The 18502-nt window shown below is 63.3% G+C and carries 31 protein-coding genes; all 31 read right to left on the reverse strand.

What is annotated here, in order from left to right; all coding sequences use genetic code 11:
- Nucleotides 1-41: 41 nt before the first annotated feature.
- The 31 genes from X265_RS22625 to tuf all read right to left on the reverse strand — a co-directional run bounded on the left by X265_RS22625 (nt 42) and on the right by tuf (nt 18475).
- Nucleotides 42-338 (reverse strand): DUF1330 domain-containing protein, encoded by a 297-nt coding sequence (locus X265_RS22625; protein ID WP_128966820.1) that lies wholly within the window; start codon nt 336-338, stop codon nt 42-44.
- Between the two features lie 9 nt (nt 339-347).
- Nucleotides 348-1136: an SDR family NAD(P)-dependent oxidoreductase gene (locus X265_RS22630; RefSeq protein WP_128966821.1), complete on the reverse strand. Its 789-nt coding sequence runs from the start codon at nt 1134-1136 to the stop codon at nt 348-350.
- Between the two features lie 151 nt (nt 1137-1287).
- Nucleotides 1288-1704 carry a 50S ribosomal protein L17 gene (rplQ, locus tag X265_RS22635; RefSeq protein ID WP_057745449.1) on the reverse strand — a complete coding sequence of 139 codons (417 nt, stop codon included), beginning with the start codon at nt 1702-1704 and terminating at the stop codon, nt 1288-1290.
- Nucleotides 1705-1826: 122 nt separating this feature from the next.
- Nucleotides 1827-2858, reverse strand: coding sequence for a DNA-directed RNA polymerase subunit alpha (locus tag X265_RS22640; protein ID WP_057745452.1), 1032 nt, complete (start codon nt 2856-2858; stop codon nt 1827-1829).
- Nucleotides 2859-2970: 112 nt separating this feature from the next.
- Nucleotides 2971-3360, reverse strand: coding sequence for a 30S ribosomal protein S11 (rpsK, locus tag X265_RS22645; protein ID WP_007603045.1), 390 nt, complete (start codon nt 3358-3360; stop codon nt 2971-2973).
- Nucleotides 3361-3482: 122 nt separating this feature from the next.
- A complete protein-coding gene (gene rpsM / locus X265_RS22650; protein ID WP_014494511.1) occupies nt 3483-3851 on the reverse strand; it encodes a 30S ribosomal protein S13 in 369 nt (122 codons plus the stop codon).
- A 187-nt stretch (nt 3852-4038) separates the two neighbouring features.
- On the reverse strand, nt 4039-4905 hold the full coding sequence (locus tag X265_RS22655) for an adenylate kinase (RefSeq protein WP_128966822.1): 867 nt from the start codon (nt 4903-4905) through the stop codon (nt 4039-4041).
- Nucleotides 4902-6104 (reverse strand): preprotein translocase subunit SecY, encoded by a 1203-nt coding sequence (locus X265_RS22660; protein ID WP_128966823.1) that lies wholly within the window; start codon nt 6102-6104, stop codon nt 4902-4904. The genes X265_RS22655 and X265_RS22660 overlap by 4 nt, the downstream gene beginning before the upstream one ends.
- The gene (secY, locus tag X265_RS22665; RefSeq protein ID WP_128966824.1) at nt 6101-7432 is read right to left on the reverse strand and encodes a preprotein translocase subunit SecY; all 1332 of its coding nucleotides are present in this window, start codon (nt 7430-7432) and stop codon (nt 6101-6103) included. The genes X265_RS22660 and secY overlap by 4 nt, the downstream gene beginning before the upstream one ends.
- Before the next feature lie 148 nt (nt 7433-7580).
- Nucleotides 7581-8066 carry a 50S ribosomal protein L15 gene (gene rplO, locus X265_RS22670; protein ID WP_128951226.1) on the reverse strand — a complete coding sequence of 162 codons (486 nt, stop codon included), beginning with the start codon at nt 8064-8066 and terminating at the stop codon, nt 7581-7583.
- Nucleotides 8067-8140: 74 nt separating this feature from the next.
- Nucleotides 8141-8335, reverse strand: a complete 195-nt coding sequence (rpmD, locus tag X265_RS22675) for a 50S ribosomal protein L30 (RefSeq protein WP_128966825.1) — start codon at nt 8333-8335, stop codon at nt 8141-8143.
- A 25-nt stretch (nt 8336-8360) separates the two neighbouring features.
- A complete protein-coding gene (gene rpsE / locus X265_RS22680) occupies nt 8361-8957 on the reverse strand; it encodes a 30S ribosomal protein S5 (protein WP_092228454.1) in 597 nt (198 codons plus the stop codon).
- Nucleotides 8958-9001: 44 nt separating this feature from the next.
- Nucleotides 9002-9364 carry a 50S ribosomal protein L18 gene (rplR, locus tag X265_RS22685; RefSeq protein ID WP_128966826.1) on the reverse strand — a complete coding sequence of 121 codons (363 nt, stop codon included), beginning with the start codon at nt 9362-9364 and terminating at the stop codon, nt 9002-9004.
- Nucleotides 9365-9375: 11 nt separating this feature from the next.
- On the reverse strand, nt 9376-9909 hold the full coding sequence (gene rplF, locus X265_RS22690) for a 50S ribosomal protein L6 (RefSeq protein ID WP_128966827.1): 534 nt from the start codon (nt 9907-9909) through the stop codon (nt 9376-9378).
- 16 nt (nt 9910-9925) lie between these two features.
- Nucleotides 9926-10324: a 30S ribosomal protein S8 gene (gene rpsH / locus X265_RS22695; RefSeq protein ID WP_015685407.1), complete on the reverse strand. Its 399-nt coding sequence runs from the start codon at nt 10322-10324 to the stop codon at nt 9926-9928.
- 14 nt (nt 10325-10338) lie between these two features.
- Nucleotides 10339-10644, reverse strand: a complete 306-nt coding sequence (gene rpsN, locus X265_RS22700) for a 30S ribosomal protein S14 (RefSeq protein WP_057745473.1) — start codon at nt 10642-10644, stop codon at nt 10339-10341.
- A 46-nt stretch (nt 10645-10690) separates the two neighbouring features.
- Nucleotides 10691-11248: a 50S ribosomal protein L5 gene (gene rplE / locus X265_RS22705; RefSeq protein WP_128966828.1), complete on the reverse strand. Its 558-nt coding sequence runs from the start codon at nt 11246-11248 to the stop codon at nt 10691-10693.
- Nucleotides 11241-11555: a 50S ribosomal protein L24 gene (gene rplX, locus X265_RS22710; protein ID WP_027564400.1), complete on the reverse strand. Its 315-nt coding sequence runs from the start codon at nt 11553-11555 to the stop codon at nt 11241-11243. Before rplX ends, rplE begins: the two co-directional genes overlap by 8 nt.
- Nucleotides 11555-11923 (reverse strand): 50S ribosomal protein L14, encoded by a 369-nt coding sequence (gene rplN, locus X265_RS22715; protein ID WP_007603030.1) that lies wholly within the window; start codon nt 11921-11923, stop codon nt 11555-11557. The genes rplX and rplN overlap by 1 nt, the downstream gene beginning before the upstream one ends.
- Before the next feature lie 84 nt (nt 11924-12007).
- Nucleotides 12008-12256: a 30S ribosomal protein S17 gene (gene rpsQ / locus X265_RS22720; protein ID WP_057745481.1), complete on the reverse strand. Its 249-nt coding sequence runs from the start codon at nt 12254-12256 to the stop codon at nt 12008-12010.
- 13 nt (nt 12257-12269) lie between these two features.
- Nucleotides 12270-12476 (reverse strand): 50S ribosomal protein L29, encoded by a 207-nt coding sequence (gene rpmC / locus X265_RS22725; protein ID WP_027520957.1) that lies wholly within the window; start codon nt 12474-12476, stop codon nt 12270-12272.
- Between the two features lie 5 nt (nt 12477-12481).
- On the reverse strand, nt 12482-12895 hold the full coding sequence (gene rplP, locus X265_RS22730; RefSeq protein WP_008136349.1) for a 50S ribosomal protein L16: 414 nt from the start codon (nt 12893-12895) through the stop codon (nt 12482-12484).
- Between the two features lie 30 nt (nt 12896-12925).
- Nucleotides 12926-13651, reverse strand: coding sequence for a 30S ribosomal protein S3 (gene rpsC, locus X265_RS22735; RefSeq protein ID WP_128966829.1), 726 nt, complete (start codon nt 13649-13651; stop codon nt 12926-12928).
- Between the two features lie 18 nt (nt 13652-13669).
- On the reverse strand, nt 13670-14056 hold the full coding sequence (gene rplV, locus X265_RS22740) for a 50S ribosomal protein L22 (protein WP_024342451.1): 387 nt from the start codon (nt 14054-14056) through the stop codon (nt 13670-13672).
- A gap of 10 nt (nt 14057-14066) precedes the next feature.
- Complete coding sequence (gene rpsS, locus X265_RS22745) at nt 14067-14345, reverse strand: 30S ribosomal protein S19 (RefSeq protein WP_008136357.1); 279 nt, start codon at nt 14343-14345, stop codon at nt 14067-14069.
- 12 nt (nt 14346-14357) lie between these two features.
- Entirely contained in the window at nt 14358-15191 is an 834-nt protein-coding gene (gene rplB / locus X265_RS22750; RefSeq protein ID WP_092294147.1) for a 50S ribosomal protein L2, read from the reverse strand.
- Between the two features lie 12 nt (nt 15192-15203).
- Nucleotides 15204-15506: a 50S ribosomal protein L23 gene (locus X265_RS22755; RefSeq protein ID WP_092294145.1), complete on the reverse strand. Its 303-nt coding sequence runs from the start codon at nt 15504-15506 to the stop codon at nt 15204-15206.
- The gene (gene rplD / locus X265_RS22760) at nt 15503-16123 is read right to left on the reverse strand and encodes a 50S ribosomal protein L4 (RefSeq protein WP_011088150.1); all 621 of its coding nucleotides are present in this window, start codon (nt 16121-16123) and stop codon (nt 15503-15505) included. Before rplD ends, X265_RS22755 begins: the two co-directional genes overlap by 4 nt.
- Nucleotide 16124: 1 nt before the next feature.
- The gene (gene rplC, locus X265_RS22765) at nt 16125-16841 is read right to left on the reverse strand and encodes a 50S ribosomal protein L3 (RefSeq protein ID WP_128966830.1); all 717 of its coding nucleotides are present in this window, start codon (nt 16839-16841) and stop codon (nt 16125-16127) included.
- A 53-nt stretch (nt 16842-16894) separates the two neighbouring features.
- Nucleotides 16895-17203: a 30S ribosomal protein S10 gene (gene rpsJ, locus X265_RS22770; RefSeq protein ID WP_002712302.1), complete on the reverse strand. Its 309-nt coding sequence runs from the start codon at nt 17201-17203 to the stop codon at nt 16895-16897.
- Nucleotides 17204-17284: 81 nt separating this feature from the next.
- On the reverse strand, nt 17285-18475 hold the full coding sequence (tuf, locus tag X265_RS22775) for an elongation factor Tu (RefSeq protein WP_128966831.1): 1191 nt from the start codon (nt 18473-18475) through the stop codon (nt 17285-17287).
- Between the last annotated feature and the right edge of the window lie 27 nt (nt 18476-18502).

The raw sequence follows: 18502 nt of genomic DNA on the forward strand, positions 1-18502 counted from the left end.
CCGGTTGCGCTCCGAAAAGAAGGGGCAAACCGGCAGATCAGCTAGATGGGAGCCGTCCCCTCGACAAACAGCAGCCGCCGCTCCAGCGCCGTCCGCCGCAGCTTGAGCGCCTCGGCGTAGTCCGGCGAGGCATACCATTCCTTCAGCCGCGCCATCGAGGGGAATTCGACGATCACGATGGCCTTCGGCGGGAGGTTGCCCTCCGCCATTTCCGCCTTGCCGCCGCGCACGAGATAGCGCCCGCCGTACTGTGCGATCGTCTGCGCGGCGAGCGTGCGATAGGCTTCAAATCCCTCGGGATCGCGCATCTCGACTTCGGAAATCACATAGGCCGTCATGCTTCGCTCCTACGCGATCGTGTTGACGATGCCGCCTTCGGCGCGCAGCGCCGCGCCGTTGGTTGCGGAGGCTTCTTTCGAGGCGACGTAAACCACCATGTTGGCGATCTCGTCGACACTGGCAAAACGCTGGATCAGCGAGCTCGGGCGGTGCTGCTTGACGAAGTTGGCCGCGGCCTCGTCGACCGATTGCCCGTTCTGCCTGGCGAGATCCTTCACGAAGGTCTCGACGCCCTCGGACATGGTCGGGCCAGGAAGCACCGAGTTGACGGTGACGCCGCTGCCCCGGGTGAGCTGCGCGAGGCCGCGCGCGACCGCAAGCTGGGCCGTCTTGCTCATGCCGTAGTGGATCATCTCGACGGGAATGTTGAGCCCGGACTCCGAGGAGATGAAGACGATGCGGCCCCAATTGCGCTTGAGCATGCCCTTCATGTAGGCGCGCGACAGCCGAACGCCGCTCATGACGTTGACCTCGAAGAAACGGCTCCAGTCCTCGTCCGGAATCTCGAAGAAGTCCTTCGGCTCGAAAATGCCGGCGTTGTTGATGAGGATGTCGACCTCCGGCAGATCAGCCACCAGCGCCTTGCAGCCCGCGACGGTCGAAACGTCGGCGGCGATGCCGCGCACCTTGGCCCCGGCTCCCTCGAGCTTGCGCAGGGCCGCATCGACCTTGTCCTGGCCGCGCCCGTTGATCACCACGCTGGCGCCCGAGCCGGCAAGGCCCTTGGCGATGGCGTGGCCGATGCCGGCGGTCGAGCCGGTCACGAGCGCGGTCTTTCCGGAAAGGTCGATCTTCATGCGATGTCTCCATTGATGCTGATGGAGATATCGGGCGCAGCACCGACGGCCGCAATCGGCCCTCACTCATGCGTGAGGGCCGAACGAGCACGCGGCAACAAAAAAGCGGCGCCCGGAGGCGCCGCTTTCGGAATACTGATGTCGAGTTGGCTTACGCCGCCTCGGCTTCCTTCGCCTGCACCGGGCCGGAGTCCTGGCCCTTGGCATCGACGTCGCGATCGACGAATTCGATTACGGCCATTGCGGCGTTGTCGCCGTAGCGGAAGCCTGCCTTGATGATGCGGGTGTAGCCGCCCTGACGGTCCTTGTAGCGGGGCGCCAGCACGTCGAACAGCTTCTTGACCTGGTCCTTGTCGCGCATCTCGGAGATGGCCTGGCGACGCATGGACAGGCCGCCCTTCTTGCCGAGAGTGACGAGCTTCTCGACGATCGGACGAAGCTCCTTGGCCTTGGGCAGCGTGGTGACGATCTGCTCGTGCTTGATCAGCGCGGCCGCCATGTTGGCGAACATCGCGCGGCGGTGCTCGGCCGTGCGGTTGAGCTTCCGATGAACCTTGCCGTGACGCATGTAACTATTCCTTGTTCTAGAACTGCCGCGACCGTTCGTCGGACATGTTGCTCAGGTGGGCTGCCTGCGTTCGCCCAATAAAAATCGTGGCCGGATGACTCCGGCCACGACGGTCGAAATGCTCAGTAGTGATCTTCGAAGCGCTTGGCGAGCTCGTCGATGTTCTCCGGCGGCCAGCCCGGCACTTCCATGCCGAGATGCAGACCCATCTGGGCCAGCACTTCCTTGATCTCGTTCAGCGACTTGCGGCCGAAGTTCGGGGTGCGGAGCATTTCCGCTTCGCTCTTCTGCACGAGGTCGCCGATGTACACGATGTTGTCGTTCTTCAAGCAGTTGGCCGAACGCACCGACAGCTCGAGCTCGTCCACCTTCTTGAGGAAGGCCGGGTTGAAGGCGAGGTCCGGGATGATCTCCTGGGCGACTTCCTTGCGCGGCTCTTCGAAGTTGACGAACACGTTGAGCTGATCCTGCAGGATGCGGGCGGCGTAAGCCACCGAGTCATCCGGCGAGATCGCGCCGTTGGTCTCGATCGTCATGGTCAGCTTGTCGTAGTCGAGGATCTGGCCCTCGCGGGTGTTCTCGACCTTGTAGGAGACCTTGCGGACCGGCGAGTACAGGCTGTCGACCGGGATAAGGCCGATCGGCGCGTCCTCGGGACGGTTGCGCTCGGCGGGCACGTAGCCCTTGCCGGTGGAGACCGTGAACTCCATGCGGATCTCGGCGCCCTCGTCGAGGGTGCAGATCTGGAGGTCAGGGTTGAGCACGACGACGTCGCCCACGGTCTGGATGTCGCCGGCGGTGACGACGCCCGGGCCGGACTTCTTCACGACCATGCGCTTGGGGCCTTCGCCCTGCATCTTGATCGAGATGTCCTTGATGTTCAGCACGATGTCGGTGACGTCCTCACGGACGCCCGCGATCGAGGAGAACTCGTGCAGCACGCCGTCGATGTGCACCGACTGCACCGCCGCGCCCTGCAGCGAGGAGAGCAGAATGCGGCGCAGCGCATTGCCGAGGGTCTGGCCGAAACCGCGCTCGAGCGGCTCGGCAACGATGGTCGCGAAGCGGCTGGGGTCGCTGCCGGGCGTGACCTGGAGCTTGTTCGGCCGAATCAGTTCTTGCCAATTTTTCTGGATCGTCACTGTTTCACCCATACAGGCCAGTCGATTTGAAAATTCAAACACTGGCGTTGGAGAAAGGCCGCAGATCAAACCCGCGGCTTCTTAAAAAAAGCATCGCGGGCACCACAGCGCCCGCAACTTCGTATCAGACGCGCCGACGCTTGCGCGGACGGCAACCGTTGTGCGGGATCGTGGTCACGTCGCGGATCGAGGTGACGGTGAAGCCAGCGGCCTGGAGCGCGCGGAGCGCCGACTCACGGCCCGAACCGGGACCAGCGACCTCAACTTCCAGCGTGCGCATGCCGTGTTCCTGCGCCTTCTTCGAAACGTCTTCGGCGGCGACCTGCGCGGCGTACGGGGTCGACTTGCGCGAGCCCTTGAAGCCCATCGTGCCGGCGGAGGACCAGGCAATCGTGTTGCCCTGCGCGTCGGTGATGGTGATGGTCGTGTTGTTGAACGACGAGTTCACATGCGCGACGCCCGAGGCGATGTTCTTGCGCTCACGACGACGAACGCGGGTGGCTTCCTTGCCCATAGACTACCTTTCCTGGAGATCTCAAACGCCGCCGTAATGCCAGCGGCTACACCTGTGGAACGAAAAGCGCGTGGCGAACGGGTTGCCCCTCTTCGCCACACGCCGCGACTGGAATAGAAAACTTACTTCTTCTTGCCGGCGATGGCCTTGGCCGGGCCCTTGCGCGTACGCGCATTGGTGTGGGTGCGCTGGCCGCGCACCGGCAGACCGCGACGATGACGCAGGCCACGATAGCAGCCGAGGTCCATCAGACGCTTGATGTTGATGCCGACTTCGCGACGCAGATCGCCCTCGACGAGATAGTCGCGGTCGATGACTTCGCGGATCTGGAGCACTTCAGCGTCGCTGAGCTGATTGACGCGACGATCCTCGGGGATCTTCACCTTTTCGAGGATCTCACCAGCAATCTTCTGGCCGATGCCATGGATGTACTGGAGCGCGATCAGCACGCGCTTGTTGGTCGGAATGTTCACGCCGGCAATACGGGCCACGGCCTTCTCTCCTGTTGCCGATCCCTCGTCAGGAATCGGGCTTTAAGTGCTTATGTTTCTCGGGCAGGTGTTCACAAACGCGAACACGACGCCCACCCCTGGTCTTCCTGGGGCCCGGCATCGTTTGAAACTATCCGACTTGGATGCGGGCTTATTAGGGGATTCAGGGGGCTTTCGTCAACCGCTGCTAGCGCTTAGCTCGCTTTTTCGTGACCTTTTTTGCTGCCTTCTTGGCACCTTTCTTGACGGCCTTCTTAGCGGTCTTTTTGGCACCCTTCTTGACGGCTTTCTTGGCAGCCTTTTTGGGGCCCTTCACGGCCTTTTTGGCTGATTTTGCCGGTTTTGCAGCCTTTTTGGCCACTTTTGCCGGCTTTTTGGCTGCCTTGACCTTTTTGGCCGCCTTCTTGGCTGGCGCCGCCTTGGCCGCGCTGCGGGCGTGGGTCTTACGATGGGTCTTTGGCTCGACCGCGCCCAGCGCCAGGAGCTGGCGGTGGATGGCACGGGTGACCTCGTCGATCGCCATCATGCCGTCGATGGTCGAGAGCTTCCGCCGCTCGGAATAGTAGTGAATCAGCGGTTCCGTCTGGCTGCGGTAGCTGGCAAGCCGCTTGGTCAGGACCTCCGGGGTGTCGTCAAGCCGGACTTCCTCCCCGCGCTCCCGCATCTGGGCGACGCGAGTCTCCACACGACTCAGCAGCGCGCTCTCGTTGACACGCAGCTCGATCACCGCATCGAGCTTCATGTGCTTGTGCTTCAGCAGCTCGTCGAGCGCCTCGGCCTGCGGCACGGTGCGCGGGAAGCCGTCCAGGATGAAGCCGTGCTTCGCGTCCGGCTGGTCGATCCGGTCCGAGATGATTCCGACCACGACGTCGTCGGGGACGAGACCACCGCTGGCCATGATCTCCTTGGCCTTCAACCCGACCGGCGTTCCGGCAGCGACCGCCGCGCGCAACATCTCGCCGGTCGAGAGCTGGACGATACCATAGCGCTGCACCAGCAGCTGCGCCTGGGTCCCCTTGCCCGACCCCGGCGGTCCCAGAAGTATAATTCTCATCGGCGTACGCCCCCCGGATTGGTGAGCGATACGTCGCGCACCTGTGTTTGAAGATCGAGAATGGTGCAGACCACAATCAGCGCCGCACCACCATTCATACTATAGGGCAGCCCGTTTCCGTAAACCAAGAGTGCTTCCGGAATCATCTGCACCATCGTCAGGTAGACGGCTCCGACGAGGGTCGTCAATGACACGACGCGATCGAGATGATCCGCGGTGGCCTCCCCCGGCGCGATGCCGGGAATCGCGCCGCCCTGCCCGGCAAGCTGTTCGGCGACCCGTTCGGGATCAACCACAAAGGATGTGTAGACGAACGCCAGCACGAACACCGCGACCGAGATCACGATCAGATGGGCAGGACGCCCGACCTGGAGGGATTGGTAGAGCGCTTCGATCCAGGGGACGCCCCCAAGCAGGAAGCCTGCAGCCGACAGCGGCAGGAAGATGAACCAGGGCGCCACCGTGGTCGGTATCAGGAAGCCGGCGTTGTTCAACTTGACCGGGAGCAGCGCCGTCCGCGCCGGCAGGATCCTTGCCCCCACGCTACGCTCGGCAAAGGCGATTCCGATGTTTCGCCGCGCGCTTTCGACAACGACGATCAGGACGACCGCAGCGACCCAGAACACGATGTGGAACAGCACGAGATCGCTGGAGACCGAACCGCTTCGAACCAGCTCCCGCACGTTTGACACATCAGACGGCAGCGCCACGAGGAAGCCGACGCTCAGCACCAGCGCCAGCCCGTTACCGATGCCGTGGCGGGTAATCTGCTCGCTGAGGAAGATCAGGGCGAACACGCCGCCGACCATGGTCGCGGTCGCCGTGACCACGAACCAGCCCTCGGGGTCGCTAACCAGATTCGGCACGTCCTTGAGCGCCGAGGCGATGCCGTAGGCTTGGAACGCGGCGAGGACCAAGGTCAGGGCGAGCGTAAGGCGGGCTATGCTTCGCCGGCCTGCCTCGCCCGATCGCTCCAGCGCGTTCAAGCCGCGCCAGACCACCGACAACAGCCGGATCAAGATGGCAGCGCTGAGATAGGGAACGAGACCGAGCGCAAACAGCGAGAGACGAGCAACGACCCCGGCGGTGAGTGGCAGGGTCGAGGTCAGCACGCCCGGCACGGGAACATGCGTGCCTAGCCTGAAAAGGAGCAGCGCGCCAATCGTGAAACCGATCCGGCGCGCAAGCTCCCCATTCATCTACGGCGGCCCCTCAGCTTCGACTTCCGGATCAGGCCTTCGTACTGATGAGCGAGCAGATAGCCCTGAACCTGCGCCACCGTATCCATGGTCACGCTGACCACGATCAGGAGCGACGTCCCGCCAAAGTAGAACGGCACCGAGGCGTAGGAAATCAGAATTTCCGGGATCAAGCAGACGATCGCCAGGTAAATTGCGCCGAGCACGGTGATCCGCGACAGCACGTAGTCGATATATTCCGCGGTGCGCTCGCCGGGACGGATGCCCGGGATGAAGCCGCCATGCTTCTTCAGATTGTCCGCCGTCTCGGTCGGGTTGAACACGATCGCGGTGTAGAAGAAGGCGAAGAACACGATCAGCGCGAGATAGAGGATCAGGAACAGCGGGCGGCCATGGCCGAGCTGGGTGGTGATCCACTGGAACCATTCCGGCCCCTTGCCGGCGTTGAAATTCGCGACCGTCGTCGGCAGCAGCAAGAGCGAGGACGCGAAGATCGGCGGGATCACGCCTGAGGTGTTGAGCTTGAGCGGCAGATGCGAGGACTGGCCCTCGAACATCTTGTTGCCGACCTGACGCTTCGGATACTGGATCAGCAGCCGGCGCTGGGCGCGTTCCATGAACACGATGAAAGCGATCACGGCGACCGCCATCACGATCACGATCAGGATCAGGCCGGTCGACATCGCACCCTGGCGGCCGAGCTCGAGCATATTGGCGAGCGCTGCGGGAAGTTCAGCGACGATGCCGGACAGAATGATCAGCGAGATGCCGTTGCCGATGCCGCGCGAGGTGATCTGCTCGCCCAGCCACATCAGGAACATGGTGCCGCCGGTCAGCGTGATCGCGGTGGAGAGGCGGAAGAACATGCCGGGATCGCTGACGACGTTGCCGGCGCCTTCGAGGCCAACGGCGATGCCGTAGGACTGGAACGCAGCCAGGATCACCGTGAGGTAGCGGGTGTACTGGTTCAGCGTCTTGCGACCCGCCTCACCTTCCTTCTTCAGCGCCTCGAGCTGCGGCGAGACGGTGGTGAGCAGCTGGATGATGATCGAGGCCGAGATGTACGGCATGATGTTCAGCGCGAAGATCGCCATGCGGTGGATGCCGCCGCCGGCGAACATGTTGAACATGCCGAGAATGCCGCCCGCCTGCGACCTGAACACCTGCTCCCAGATGTTGGGATCGATGCCGGGCAGCGGGATGTAGGTCCCGAGCCGATAAACGAGCAGCGCACCCAGCGTGAACCAGATGCGCTTCTTCAGTTCGTCGGCCTTGGCAAACGCGCCGAAATTGAGGTTGGCTGCCAGTTGTTCCGCTGCTGAGGCCATATTGGACTTTCTCCCGCCGCCTTTTGCGCCGTCATACCCGCGGCCGGGCTATTGGGCGGACGCCGGACATTATCTGGTGCTCGGCTTCGATAAGTCCATCGTCCCGCATGCGTAAAGGCCCGCGAGGCGCGGGCCAATGACGCAGTTGTTACGCCGCCTCGCCTTCTTCCTTGGCAGGGGCGAGGATCTTCACCGAACCGCCGGCCTTCTCGACCGCTTCGATCGCGGACTTGGTGGCGCCGTGCACTTCGATGTTCAGCTTGGCCTTGAGTTCGCCGCGGCCAAGCAGCCGCAGGCCGGCCTTGGCGCGGCGCAGCACGCCGGCCTTCACCAGCGCCTCGACGTTCACGACACTGCCGGTGTCGAGCTTCTTGGCATCGACGGCGTCCTGGAGACGGTCGAGATTGATCTCGGCGTACTCGACGCGGAAGATGTTGTTGAAGCCGCGCTTGGGCAGACGGCGATGCATCGGCATCTGGCCGCCTTCAAAACCCTTGATGCGCACGCCCGAACGCGCGGTCTGGCCCTTGCCGCCGCGGCCGGACTGCTTGCCCTTGCCCGAACCGATGCCACGGCCGACGCGCATACGCTTCTTGCGCGAGCCGGCGTTGTCGGCGATATCGCTGAGCTTCATCGCCCTGCTCCTTGTTTCTTGCGCATGATCTTCACCGAAAGCCGGATCCGGTCTTCGGGATCATGCGCCGCTTCTTACTTCTCGCCGACGATACGGACGAGATGGTGAACCTTCTCGATCATGCCGCGGACAGCCGGAGTATCCGGCAGCTCGCTGGTGCGGCCGATCTTGTTGAGCTTGAGCCCGATCAGCGTCGAACGCTGCGAGTGATGGCGGCGGATCGCGCTGCCGGTCTGCTCGAGCTTGATCGTCTTTACGGCCTTGGCCATCGTGGTCTACTCCGAAAAGCGTTGGTTAGTCCGCAGCCGCCTCGGCATCGCCGCCGACGCGACGACCCTGGAGGGTGGACACCTTGATGTTGCGGCGCGCCGCGACCGAACGCGGGCTGTCCTGATGCTTGAGCGCATCGAAGGTCGCGCGAACCATGTTGTACGGGTTCGAGGAGCCGATCGACTTCGCCACCACGTCCTGGACGCCAAGCGTCTCGAACACGGCGCGCATCGGACCACCGGCGATGATGCCCGTACCGGCCGGAGCTGCACGCAGGTAGACACGACCCGCACCGTGACGGCCGGCGATGTCGTGATGCAAGGTGCGGCCCTCGCGCAGCGACACGCGGGTCAGGTTGCGCTTGGCGGACTCGGTGGCCTTGCGGATCGCCTCAGGAACTTCGCGCGCCTTGCCGTGACCGAAGCCGGCGCGGCCCTTCTGATCCCCGATCACGACCAGCGCTGCGAAACCGAAGCGCTTGCCGCCCTTGACGACCTTGGCGACGCGGTTGATGTGCACGAGCTTGTCGACGAACTCGCTGTCGCGCTCCTCGCGCTCCCTGCGTTCACGTCCGCCGCCGCCGCGTTGATCGCGTCCACCACGTTGTTCGCGTTCTGCCATTTTTCCAATCCTTCAGAGGCTTGCGCCTCAATCCTCAAATTCTGTTAGAAGCTCAGCCCGCTCTCACGCGCTGCGTCGGCGAGAGCCTTGACGCGCCCGTGGTAGAGGTAGCTGCCGCGATCGAACACGACTTCCTTGACGCCCTTCTCGGCGGCGCGCTCGGCCAGCAGCTTGCCGACGGCCTTCGCCGCATCGATGTCGGCGCCGGTCTTGCCGCCGTCGCGCATCACCTTCTCGAGCGACGAGGCGGAGGCCAGCGTCTCGCCCTTCAGGTCGTCGATGACCTGGGCATAGATGTGCTTGGACGAGCGGAACACCGACAGACGCGGACGACCACCACCGGAGCGGCGCAGCTTCAGCCGCACACTCCGCTTGCGCCGGGCATTCGTAACCTTGGCTTTGGACATGACCGGCTCCGTTACTTCTTCTTGCCTTCCTTGCGGAAGATGAATTCGCCCACATACTTCACGCCCTTGCCCTTGTAGGGCTCCGGCGGACGGTAGGCGCGGATCTCGGCAGCAACCTGGCCGACGCGCTGGACGTCGCTGCCGGTGACCGTGATCTCGGTGGGCTTCGGCACGGTGATCGTGATCCCTTCCGGGATCGGGTAGATCACGTCGTGGCTGTAACCGAGCGCGAGCTGCAGGTTCTTGCCCTGCATCGCGGCGCGGTAACCGACGCCGGTGATTTCGAGCTTCTTCTCGAAGCCCTTGGTGACGCCTTCGACCAGATTCGCGACCTGGGCGCGAGCGGTGCCGTAAAGGGCGCGCGCGCGATTGGTCTCGGCCCGCGGCTTGACCTTGATCTGGCCGCCCTCGAGCTTCACCTCGACGTCGTCATGGACGACGAACTGAAGCTGGCCCTTCGGCCCCTTCATCTTGACGGTCTGCCCATCGACGGTCGCGGTCACACCGGACGGCACCGCCACAGGCCTTTTGCCAACTCGTGACATGGATGAAAAATCCTTCTCAGAACACCGTGAAGAGGACTTCACCGCCAACGTTCGCTTCGCGCGCACTGTGGTCGGCCATGATCCCCTTCGGCGTCGACAACACCGAAATACCGAGTCCGTTATTGACCCGCGGCAGGTTCTTCACCGAGGCGTAAACGCGGCGCCCGGGCTTGGAGACACGTTCGATCTCGCGGATGACGGGCTCGCCGTCGAAATACTTCAGCTCGATCTCGATCTCGCTGCGGCCCGAGGAATGCTCGAGCGTCGCGTAACCGCGGATGTAGCCCTCGCTCTTGAGCACTTCGAGGACGTTCTCGCGCATCTTCGAGCCTGGCGTGGAGACCTTGCTCTTGGAACGCATCTGCGCGTTACGGATGCGGGTGATCAGATCGCTGATTGGATCGTGCGTAGACATCTAAACGACCCTCCTTACCAGCTCGACTTCACGAGGCCCGGGACCATGCCCTTGGAGCCAAGGTCGCGGAGCGCGATACGGGACAGCTTGTTCTTGCGGTAGTTCGAGCGCGGACGGCCCGACAGCTCGCAACGCAGACGGATGCGGGTGGCCGACGAATTGCGGGGCATTTCCGCAAGCTTCAGGGTGGCGGCGAACCGCTCCTCCATCGGCAGCGTCTTGTCGGCGATGATCGCCTTCAACCGCTCGCGCTTCGGGGCGGCGTTCTTCACCATCCGCTTGCGCCGGTTGTTCTTCTCGACTGAACTCTTCTTTGCCATGCTTGGCTCCTGGGTATCCGCGTTTGAGAGGCTTTAGGTCAGCGTCTCACTGCCGGAACGGGAAATTGAAAGCGGTCAACAAGGCCCTCGCCTCTTCGTCGGTCTTGGCCGTGGTGCAGACGGTGATGTCCATACCGCGGGCTTCCGTGACCTTGTCGAAGTCGATCTCGGGGAAAATGATGTGTTCCTTGATGCCGAGCGAATAGTTGCCGCGGCCGTCAAAGCTCTTCGGGTTCAGGCCGCGGAAGTCGCGGACGCGCGGCAGCGCGACCGTCACCAGGCGATCGATGAACTCGTACATGCGAGCCTTGCGCAGCGTCACCTTGCAGCCGATCGGCTGGTTCTCACGCAGCTTGAAGGTCGCGATAGCGATGCGCGAATAGGTCACGATCGCCTTCTGGCCGGCGATCTGGGTCAGCTCGGCAGCGGCGGTCTCGGCCTTCTTGCGGTCGTTGACCGAATCGCCAACGCCCATGTTCAGCACGACCTTGTCCAGGCGAGGAACCTGCATCACGTTCTGATAACCGAACTTCTCGGTCATCGCAGTGCGGATCTTCGCGTCGTATTCCGCGCGCAGGCGCGGGGTGTAAGCGGCCTCAGCCATCGATCTCAGCTCCCGAGCTCTTGGCGATGCGAACCTTCTTGCCGTCCGCCAGAATCTTGAATCCGATGCGGGTCGGCTTTCCGTCCTTGCCGACATACGCAATGTTGGACAGTTGGATCGGCGCCTCTTTCGAGATGATGCCGCCCTCCTGGGCCTGCGTCTGCTTCTGGTGACGCTTGACCATGTTGACGCCGCGCACCAGCGCCGTGCCGGCATCGGGGCGAACCTCGAACACTTCGCCGGTGCGGCCCTTGTCGCGGCCGGTCAGCACGACGACCTTGTCGCCCTTGCGGATCTTCGCAGCCATCACAGCACCTCCGGCGCGAGCGAGATGATCTTCATGTGGTTCTTCGCACGCAGCTCGCGCGGCACGGGCCCGAAGATACGGGTGCCGACCGGCTCGGACTGGTTGTTGATCAGAACGGCGGCGTTGCGGTCGAAGCGGATGACCGAACCGTCGGCGCGGCGGATGTCCTTGCGGACACGCACCACGACGGCCTTCATCACGTCGCCCTTCTTCACCTTGCCACGCGGAATGGCTTCCTTGATCGAGACGACAATGATGTCGCCGATCGTGGCGTAGCGGCGCTTGGAGCCTCCGAGCACCTTGATACACATGACACGGCGTGCGCCAGAATTGTCGGCCACGTCGAGGTTGGTCTGCATCTGAATCATTGATGCACCTCGTCCTCTTTCTCTTTGCGCCAGCCTAGCCGGCGCTCAACATTTCCCTGAAGTCAATCGGCCAAGGCCAACAGATCAGGCGCTTTTCTTGTGTTCGCCCCGGATCACGATCCAGCACTTCAACTTCGAAATCGGCTTGGTCTCTTCGATCCAGACCATGTCGCCCGGCTTGAACTCGTTGTTCTCGTCGTGCGCGTGGTAGTTCTTCGAACGGCGGATCGTCTTCTTGTAGATCGGATGCGTGAAGCGGCGATCGACGCGCACCACGACGGTCTTGGCAGTCTTGTCGCTGACGACCACGCCTTGCAAAGTACGTTTCGGCATATCCGTTAGCCCCTTACTTCTTCTTCGCGCGCTGCTGCGCAGCGACAGTCTTGATCCGGGCGATGTCGCGGCGAGCCTCGCGCAGGCGCGAGGTGTTCTCGAGCTGCCCGGTGGCACGCTGGAAGCGCAGGTTGAAGCGCTCCTTCTTCAGGTTCAGGACGGCGTCGTCCTGCTGGTCGGGGCTCATCGCGCGGATGTCTTCGATCTTCATCTGGGCCATGGCCATTACTCCGCAATGCGCTCGACGAAGCGCGTCTTGATCGGCAGCTTGGCGGCCGCCAGCGTCAGCGCCTCGCGCGCCGTCTGCGTGTTGACGCCGTCGATCTCGAACAGCACCCGGCCCGGCTTGACGCGGGCCACCCACAGTTCCGGCGAACCCTTGCCGGAGCCCATGCGGACTTCGGCCGGCTTCTTCGACACCGGAACGTCGGGGAACACGCGGATCCAGACGCGGCCGGCGCGCTTCATGTGGCGGGTCAGCGCGCGGCGGGCGGCTTCGATCTGGCGCGCGGTGACGCGCTCAGGCTCGGTCGCCTTCAGGCCGAACTGGCCGAACGCCAACGTCGCGCCCGAAGACGCAACGCCGTGGATGCGGCCCTTATGCGCCTTCCGGAACTTCGTTTTCTTAGGTTGCATCATGGCTTCAAGCCCTCAAATTCTCAGTGCAGCTCAGGCTGCAGCATTGTCGCGGCGCTGACGGCCACCACGATCGCTGCTGCCACCCGTCTCGCCTTCGGCCATTCTCTTGTCCTGGGCCATCGGATCGTGCTCGAGGATCTCGCCCTTGAAGATCCAGACCTTGACGCCGCAGGTGCCGAAGGTCGTGAACGCGGTCGCAACGCCGTAGTCGATGTCGGCGCGCAGCGTGTGCAGCGGCACGCGACCTTCGCGGTACCACTCCATGCGGGCGATTTCCGCTCCGCCCAGTCGACCCGAGCAGTTGATGCGGATGCCTTCCGCGCCGAGACGCATCGCCGACTGAACGGCGCGCTTCATGGCGCGGCGGAACGCCACACGGCGCTCGAGCTGCTGCGCGATCGACTCGGCCACCAGCGTCGCATCGAGCTCCGGCTTGCGGATTTCGACGATGTTGATGACGACGTCGGACGAGGTGATGTCCGCGACCTTCTTGCGAAGCTTGTCGATGTCGGCGCCCTTCTTGCCGATCACCACGCCCGGACGGGCCGAGTGGATGGTGACGCGGCACTTCTTGTGCGGACGCTCGATCACGATGCGGGCGACGGCCGCCTGCTTGAGCTCCTTGTGCAGGATCTCGCGGATCTTGACGTCCTCGTGCAGAAGCTTGCCGTATTCCTGCTTGCCGGCGAACCAGCGGGAATCCCAGGTCCGGTTGATGCCGAGGCGCAGACCGATCGGATTGATCTTTTGACCCATCGTGTTCTCCTGCGTCCCTTAAGCCGCTGCTTCGGCTTCGACCTGACGAACGATGATCGTCAGCTGCGAAAATGGTTTGTAGACACGGCCCGAGCGACCACGGCCGCGAGCGGCAAAGCGCTTCATCACCAGACCGTTGCCGACGAAGGCCTGCGCCACGACGAGATCGTCGACGTCCAGGTCGTGGTTGTTTTCGGCGTTGGCGATAGCCGATTCCAGGCACTTCTTCACGTCCACCGCGATCCGCTTGCGCGAAAACTGCAGGTCGGCGAGCGCAGCGGAAGCCTTCCGGCCGCGAATGAGCTGGGCGACCAGGTTGAGCTTCTGCGGGCTCACCCGCAGCATCCGGGCGACCGCCTTGGCCTCGTTCTCGGCGAGGCTCCGTTCGCGCTTAGGTTTGCTCATCGTTTAATCCTCAAGCCTTCTTGGCTTTCTTGTCGCCGGAGTGGCCATGGAAGGTCCGGGTCGGCGAGAACTCGCCGAACTTGTGACCGACCATTTCCTCGTTGACGGCCACCGGCACGTGCTTCTGACCGTTGTAGACGCCGAAGGTCAGGCCGACGAATTGCGGCAGGATCGTCGAGCGACGGCTCCAGATCTTGATGACGTCGTGACGGCCGGATGCGCGCGCGGCATCTGCCTTCTTGAGCAGAGAACCCTCGACGAACGGGCCTTTCCAGACTGAACGAACCATGTCCGTCGTTCCTTACTTCTTCCGCTTGTGGCGGCTTAGGAGAATGAATTTGTTGGTCGACTTGTTGGTGCGGGTCTTCTTGCCCTTGGTCGGCTTGCCCCACGGGGTGACCGGGTGGCGACCGCCCGAGGTACGACCTTCACCACCGCCGTGCGGATGGTCGATCGGGTTCATGGCGACACCGCGGTTGTGCGGACGACGGCCCATCCAACGCTTGCGACCGGCCTTGCCGATCGAGGTGTTCATGTGATCCGGGTTCGACACCGCGCCGATCGTGCCGCGGCAACGGCCGTGCACCAGGCGCTGCTCACCCGAGTTCAGGCGGATGATCACGTAGTCCTGGTCGCGACCGACCAGCTGGGCGTAGGTGCCGGCGGAACGAGCGAGCTGGCCGCCCTTCCCGATCTTGACCTCGATGTTGTGGATGATCGTGCCGACCGGCATGTTGCCGAGCGGCATGACGTTGCCCGGCTTCACGTCGACGTAGTTGCCGGCAACGATGGTGTCACCCACGGCCAGGCGCTGCGGCGCCAGGATGTAAGCCTGCTCGCCGTCCTGATACTTGATCAGGGCGATGAAGCCGGTGCGGTTCGGATCGTATTCCAGCCGCTCGACGGTCGCGGGAACGTCGATCTTCTCACGCTTGAAATCGACGGTGCGCAGCGTCTGCTTGTGGCCGCCGCCGCGGAAGCGCACGGTGATCCGGCCGGTGTTGTTGCGGCCGCCCGAGGACTTCTTGCCTTCGGTAAGCGCCTTGACCGGCTTGCCCTTGTAGAGCGCCGAACGATCGACCATGACCAGCTGGCGCTGGCCGGGCGTCGTGGGATTGAATGTCTTCAGTGCCATCGTCGTGCGACCTTACAGACCGGTGGTGACGTCGATCCGGTGGCCCTCTTCGAGGGTCACGATCGCGCGCTTGGTGTTCGACTGCGAGCCGAGATTGCCGCGGAAGACCTTGACCTTGCCCTTGCGGACCAGCGTGTTGACGCTCTTGACCTTGACGTCGAAGAGCTTCTCGATCGCTTCCTTGATCTGCGGCTTGGTCGCCTTGGCGGCCACCTTGAACAGGACCTTGTTGTGCTCGGACGCCAGCGTCGCCTTTTCGGTGACGACAGGCGCGACGATCACGTCGTAATGGCGGGCCTCGATGTTCTTCGTCATTTGAAGCGCGCCTCCAGCGCATCGATGGCGGCCTTGGTCAGAACGAGCTTCTGACGGCGCAGGATGTCATAGACGTTGATGCCCTGGATCGGCAGCACGTCCATGTTCGGGATGTTGCGGGCCGCAGCGGCAAAGCCGTTGTTGAGCTCGGCGCCGTCGATGATCAGCGCGTTGGTCAAGCCGAGGCCCGAGAAGTGACCGAGCAGCGCCTTGGTCTTGGCGGCTTCCAGCGCGGCCTTGTCGATCACGAGCAGGTCGCCGTCCTTGGCCTTGGCCGAGAGCGCATGCTTCAGAGCGAGCGCACGGACCTTCTTCGGCAGGTCGGTGGCGTGCGAGCGCACCACCGGACCGAAGGCACGGCCGCCGCCGCGGAACTGCGGCACGCGGGCCGAGCCGTGACGAGCACCGCCGGTGCCCTTCTGCTTGTACATCTTCTTGCCGGTGCGCCAGATCTCGGCGCGGCCCTTGGCCTTGTGAGTGCCGGCCTGACGCTTGTTGAGCTGCCACTGCACGCAGCGTGCAATGATGTCCTGGCGCGGCTCGAGCCCGAAAATGGCGTCGGACAGCTGGACGGAGCCGGCTTCCTTACCCTCGAGGGTGGTGACCTTCAATTCCATCTCACGCACCCTCTTGCTGGGCCGCAGCCTCGGCTTCGCCGCCCGCAACCTTGAACTTGCCGGGCTTCGGAGCTTCCTTCGGCAGCGGCTTCTTGACGGCGTCGCGCACGCGGATCCAGCCGCCCTTGGAACCGGGAACGGCGCCTTCGACGAGGATCAGGCCGCGCTCGACATCGGTCTGGACGACGCGAAGGTTGAGCGTGGTGATGCGATCGACACCCATGTGGCCGGGCATCTTCTTGTTCTTCCAGGTCTTGCCGGGATCCTGACGACCGCCGGTCGAACCGATCGAACGGTGCGAGATCGACACACCGTGCGTGGCGCGCAGACCGCCGAAGTTCCAGCGCTTCATACCGCCGGCGAAGCCCTTACCGACCGAGGTGCCGGTGACGTCGACGAACTGGCCGACGACGAAGTGATCGGCGAGAATCTCGGCGCCGACGGGGATCATGGCATCCGCGGACACGCGGAACTCCTCGACCTGCCGCTTCGGCTCGACCTTGGCGACCGCGAACTGGCCGCGCTCCGCCTTGGGCATGTACACGGTCTTGCGGCTGCCAGAACCAAGCTGGAGCGCGACATAGCCGTTCTTCTCTTCAGTGCGGTGGCCTACGACCTGGCAATTGCCGAGCTTCAGCACGGTCACGGGGATATGTTCGCCGGCCTCTGTAAAGACCCGCGTCATCCCGACCTTTTGTGCGATCACTCCGGAGCGCATCGGCGTGCTTCCTGTTCTTTCTGTCCGCTAACCGCGAACGTGATCCAAAAATCTTAGAGCTTGATCTCGACGTCGACACCGGCGGCCAGGTCGAGCTTCATCAAAGCATCGACGGTCTGCGGGGTCGGATCGACGATGTCGAGCAGACGCTTGTGAGTGCGCATCTCGAACTGTTCGCGGCTCTTCTTGTCGACGTGGGGCGAACGGTTGACGGTGAACTTCTCGATGCGGGTGGGCAGCGGAATGGGTCCGCGGACCTGCGCACCGGTGCGCTTCGCCGTGTTCACGATCTCGCGGGTCGACGTATCGAGGATACGATGGTCGAACGCTTTGAGACGGATGCGAATATTTTGGCCGTTCATTGCCGTGTCTCTCTTCGTTGGGTGGCGAATAGCGAATAGCGAATGTCACCATTCGCTACTCGCCGATCCCTATTCTCGTAATTACTCGATGATCGAAGCGACGACGCCGGCGCCGACGGTGCGGCCACCTTCGCGGATCGCGAAACGGAGCTTCTCTTCCATCGCGATCGGCACAATCAGGTGCACTTCCATCGCGATGTTGTCGCCCGGCATCACCATCTCGGTGCCTTCCGGCAGGTGCACCACACCGGTCACGTCGGTGGTGCGGAAGTAGAACTGCGGACGGTAGTTGGTGAAGAACGGGGTGTGGCGACCGCCCTCTTCCTTGGTGAGGATGTAAGCCTCAGCCTTGAACTTGGTGTGCGGCTTGACCGAACCCGGCTTGCACAGCACCTGGCCGCGCTCGACGTCTTCGCGCTTGGTGCCGCGGAGCAGCGCACCGATGTTGTCGCCGGCCTGGCCCTGATCGAGCAGCTTGCGGAACATTTCGACGCCGGTGACGGTGGTCTTCTGGGTGGCACGGAGACCGACGATCTCGATTTCCTCGCCAACCTTGACGATGCCGCGCTCGACGCGGCCGGTCACGACGGTGCCGCGGCCCGAGATCGAGAACACGTCTTCAACCGGCATCAGGAACGGCTGGTCGATCGGACGCTCCGGCTGCGGGATGTAGCTGTCGACGTTCTTCATCAGCTCGATGATGGCGTCGTGGCCGAGCTTCTTGTCGGAATCTTCGAGAGCGGCGAGCGCCGAACCCTTGATGATCGGAATCTTGTCGCCCGGGAAGTCGTACTTGGAGAGCAGCTCGCGGACTTCGAGCTCGACGAGCTCGAGCAGCTCCGGATCATCGACCATGTCGCACTTGTTCAGGAACACGACGAGCGCGGGCACGCCGACCTGGCGGGCGAGCAGGATGTGCTCGCGGGTCTGCGGCATCGGGCCGTCAGCGGCCGACACGACCAGGATCGCGCCATCCATCTGGGCGGCGCCGGTGATCATGTTCTTCACGTAGTCGGCGTGGCCTGGGCAGTCGACGTGGGCGTAGTGGCGGTTCGGCGTCTCGTACTCGACGTGCGCGGTCGAGATCGTGATGCCGCGCGCCTTCTCTTCCGGCGCCTTGTCGATCTGGTCGTATGCGGTGAACGTCGCACCGCCGGCTTCGGCGAGAACCTTGGTGATCGCCGCGGTCAGCGACGTCTTGCCATGGTCGACGTGACCGATGGTGCCGATATTGCAGTGCGGCTTGGTACGTTCAAACTTTGCTTTGGCCATTTGACTCTCCGTTCAATCGTCAGCTTG

The sequence above is a fragment of the Bradyrhizobium guangdongense genome (genome assembly GCF_004114975.1).
GTDB lineage: Bacteria > Pseudomonadota > Alphaproteobacteria > Rhizobiales > Xanthobacteraceae > Bradyrhizobium > Bradyrhizobium guangdongense.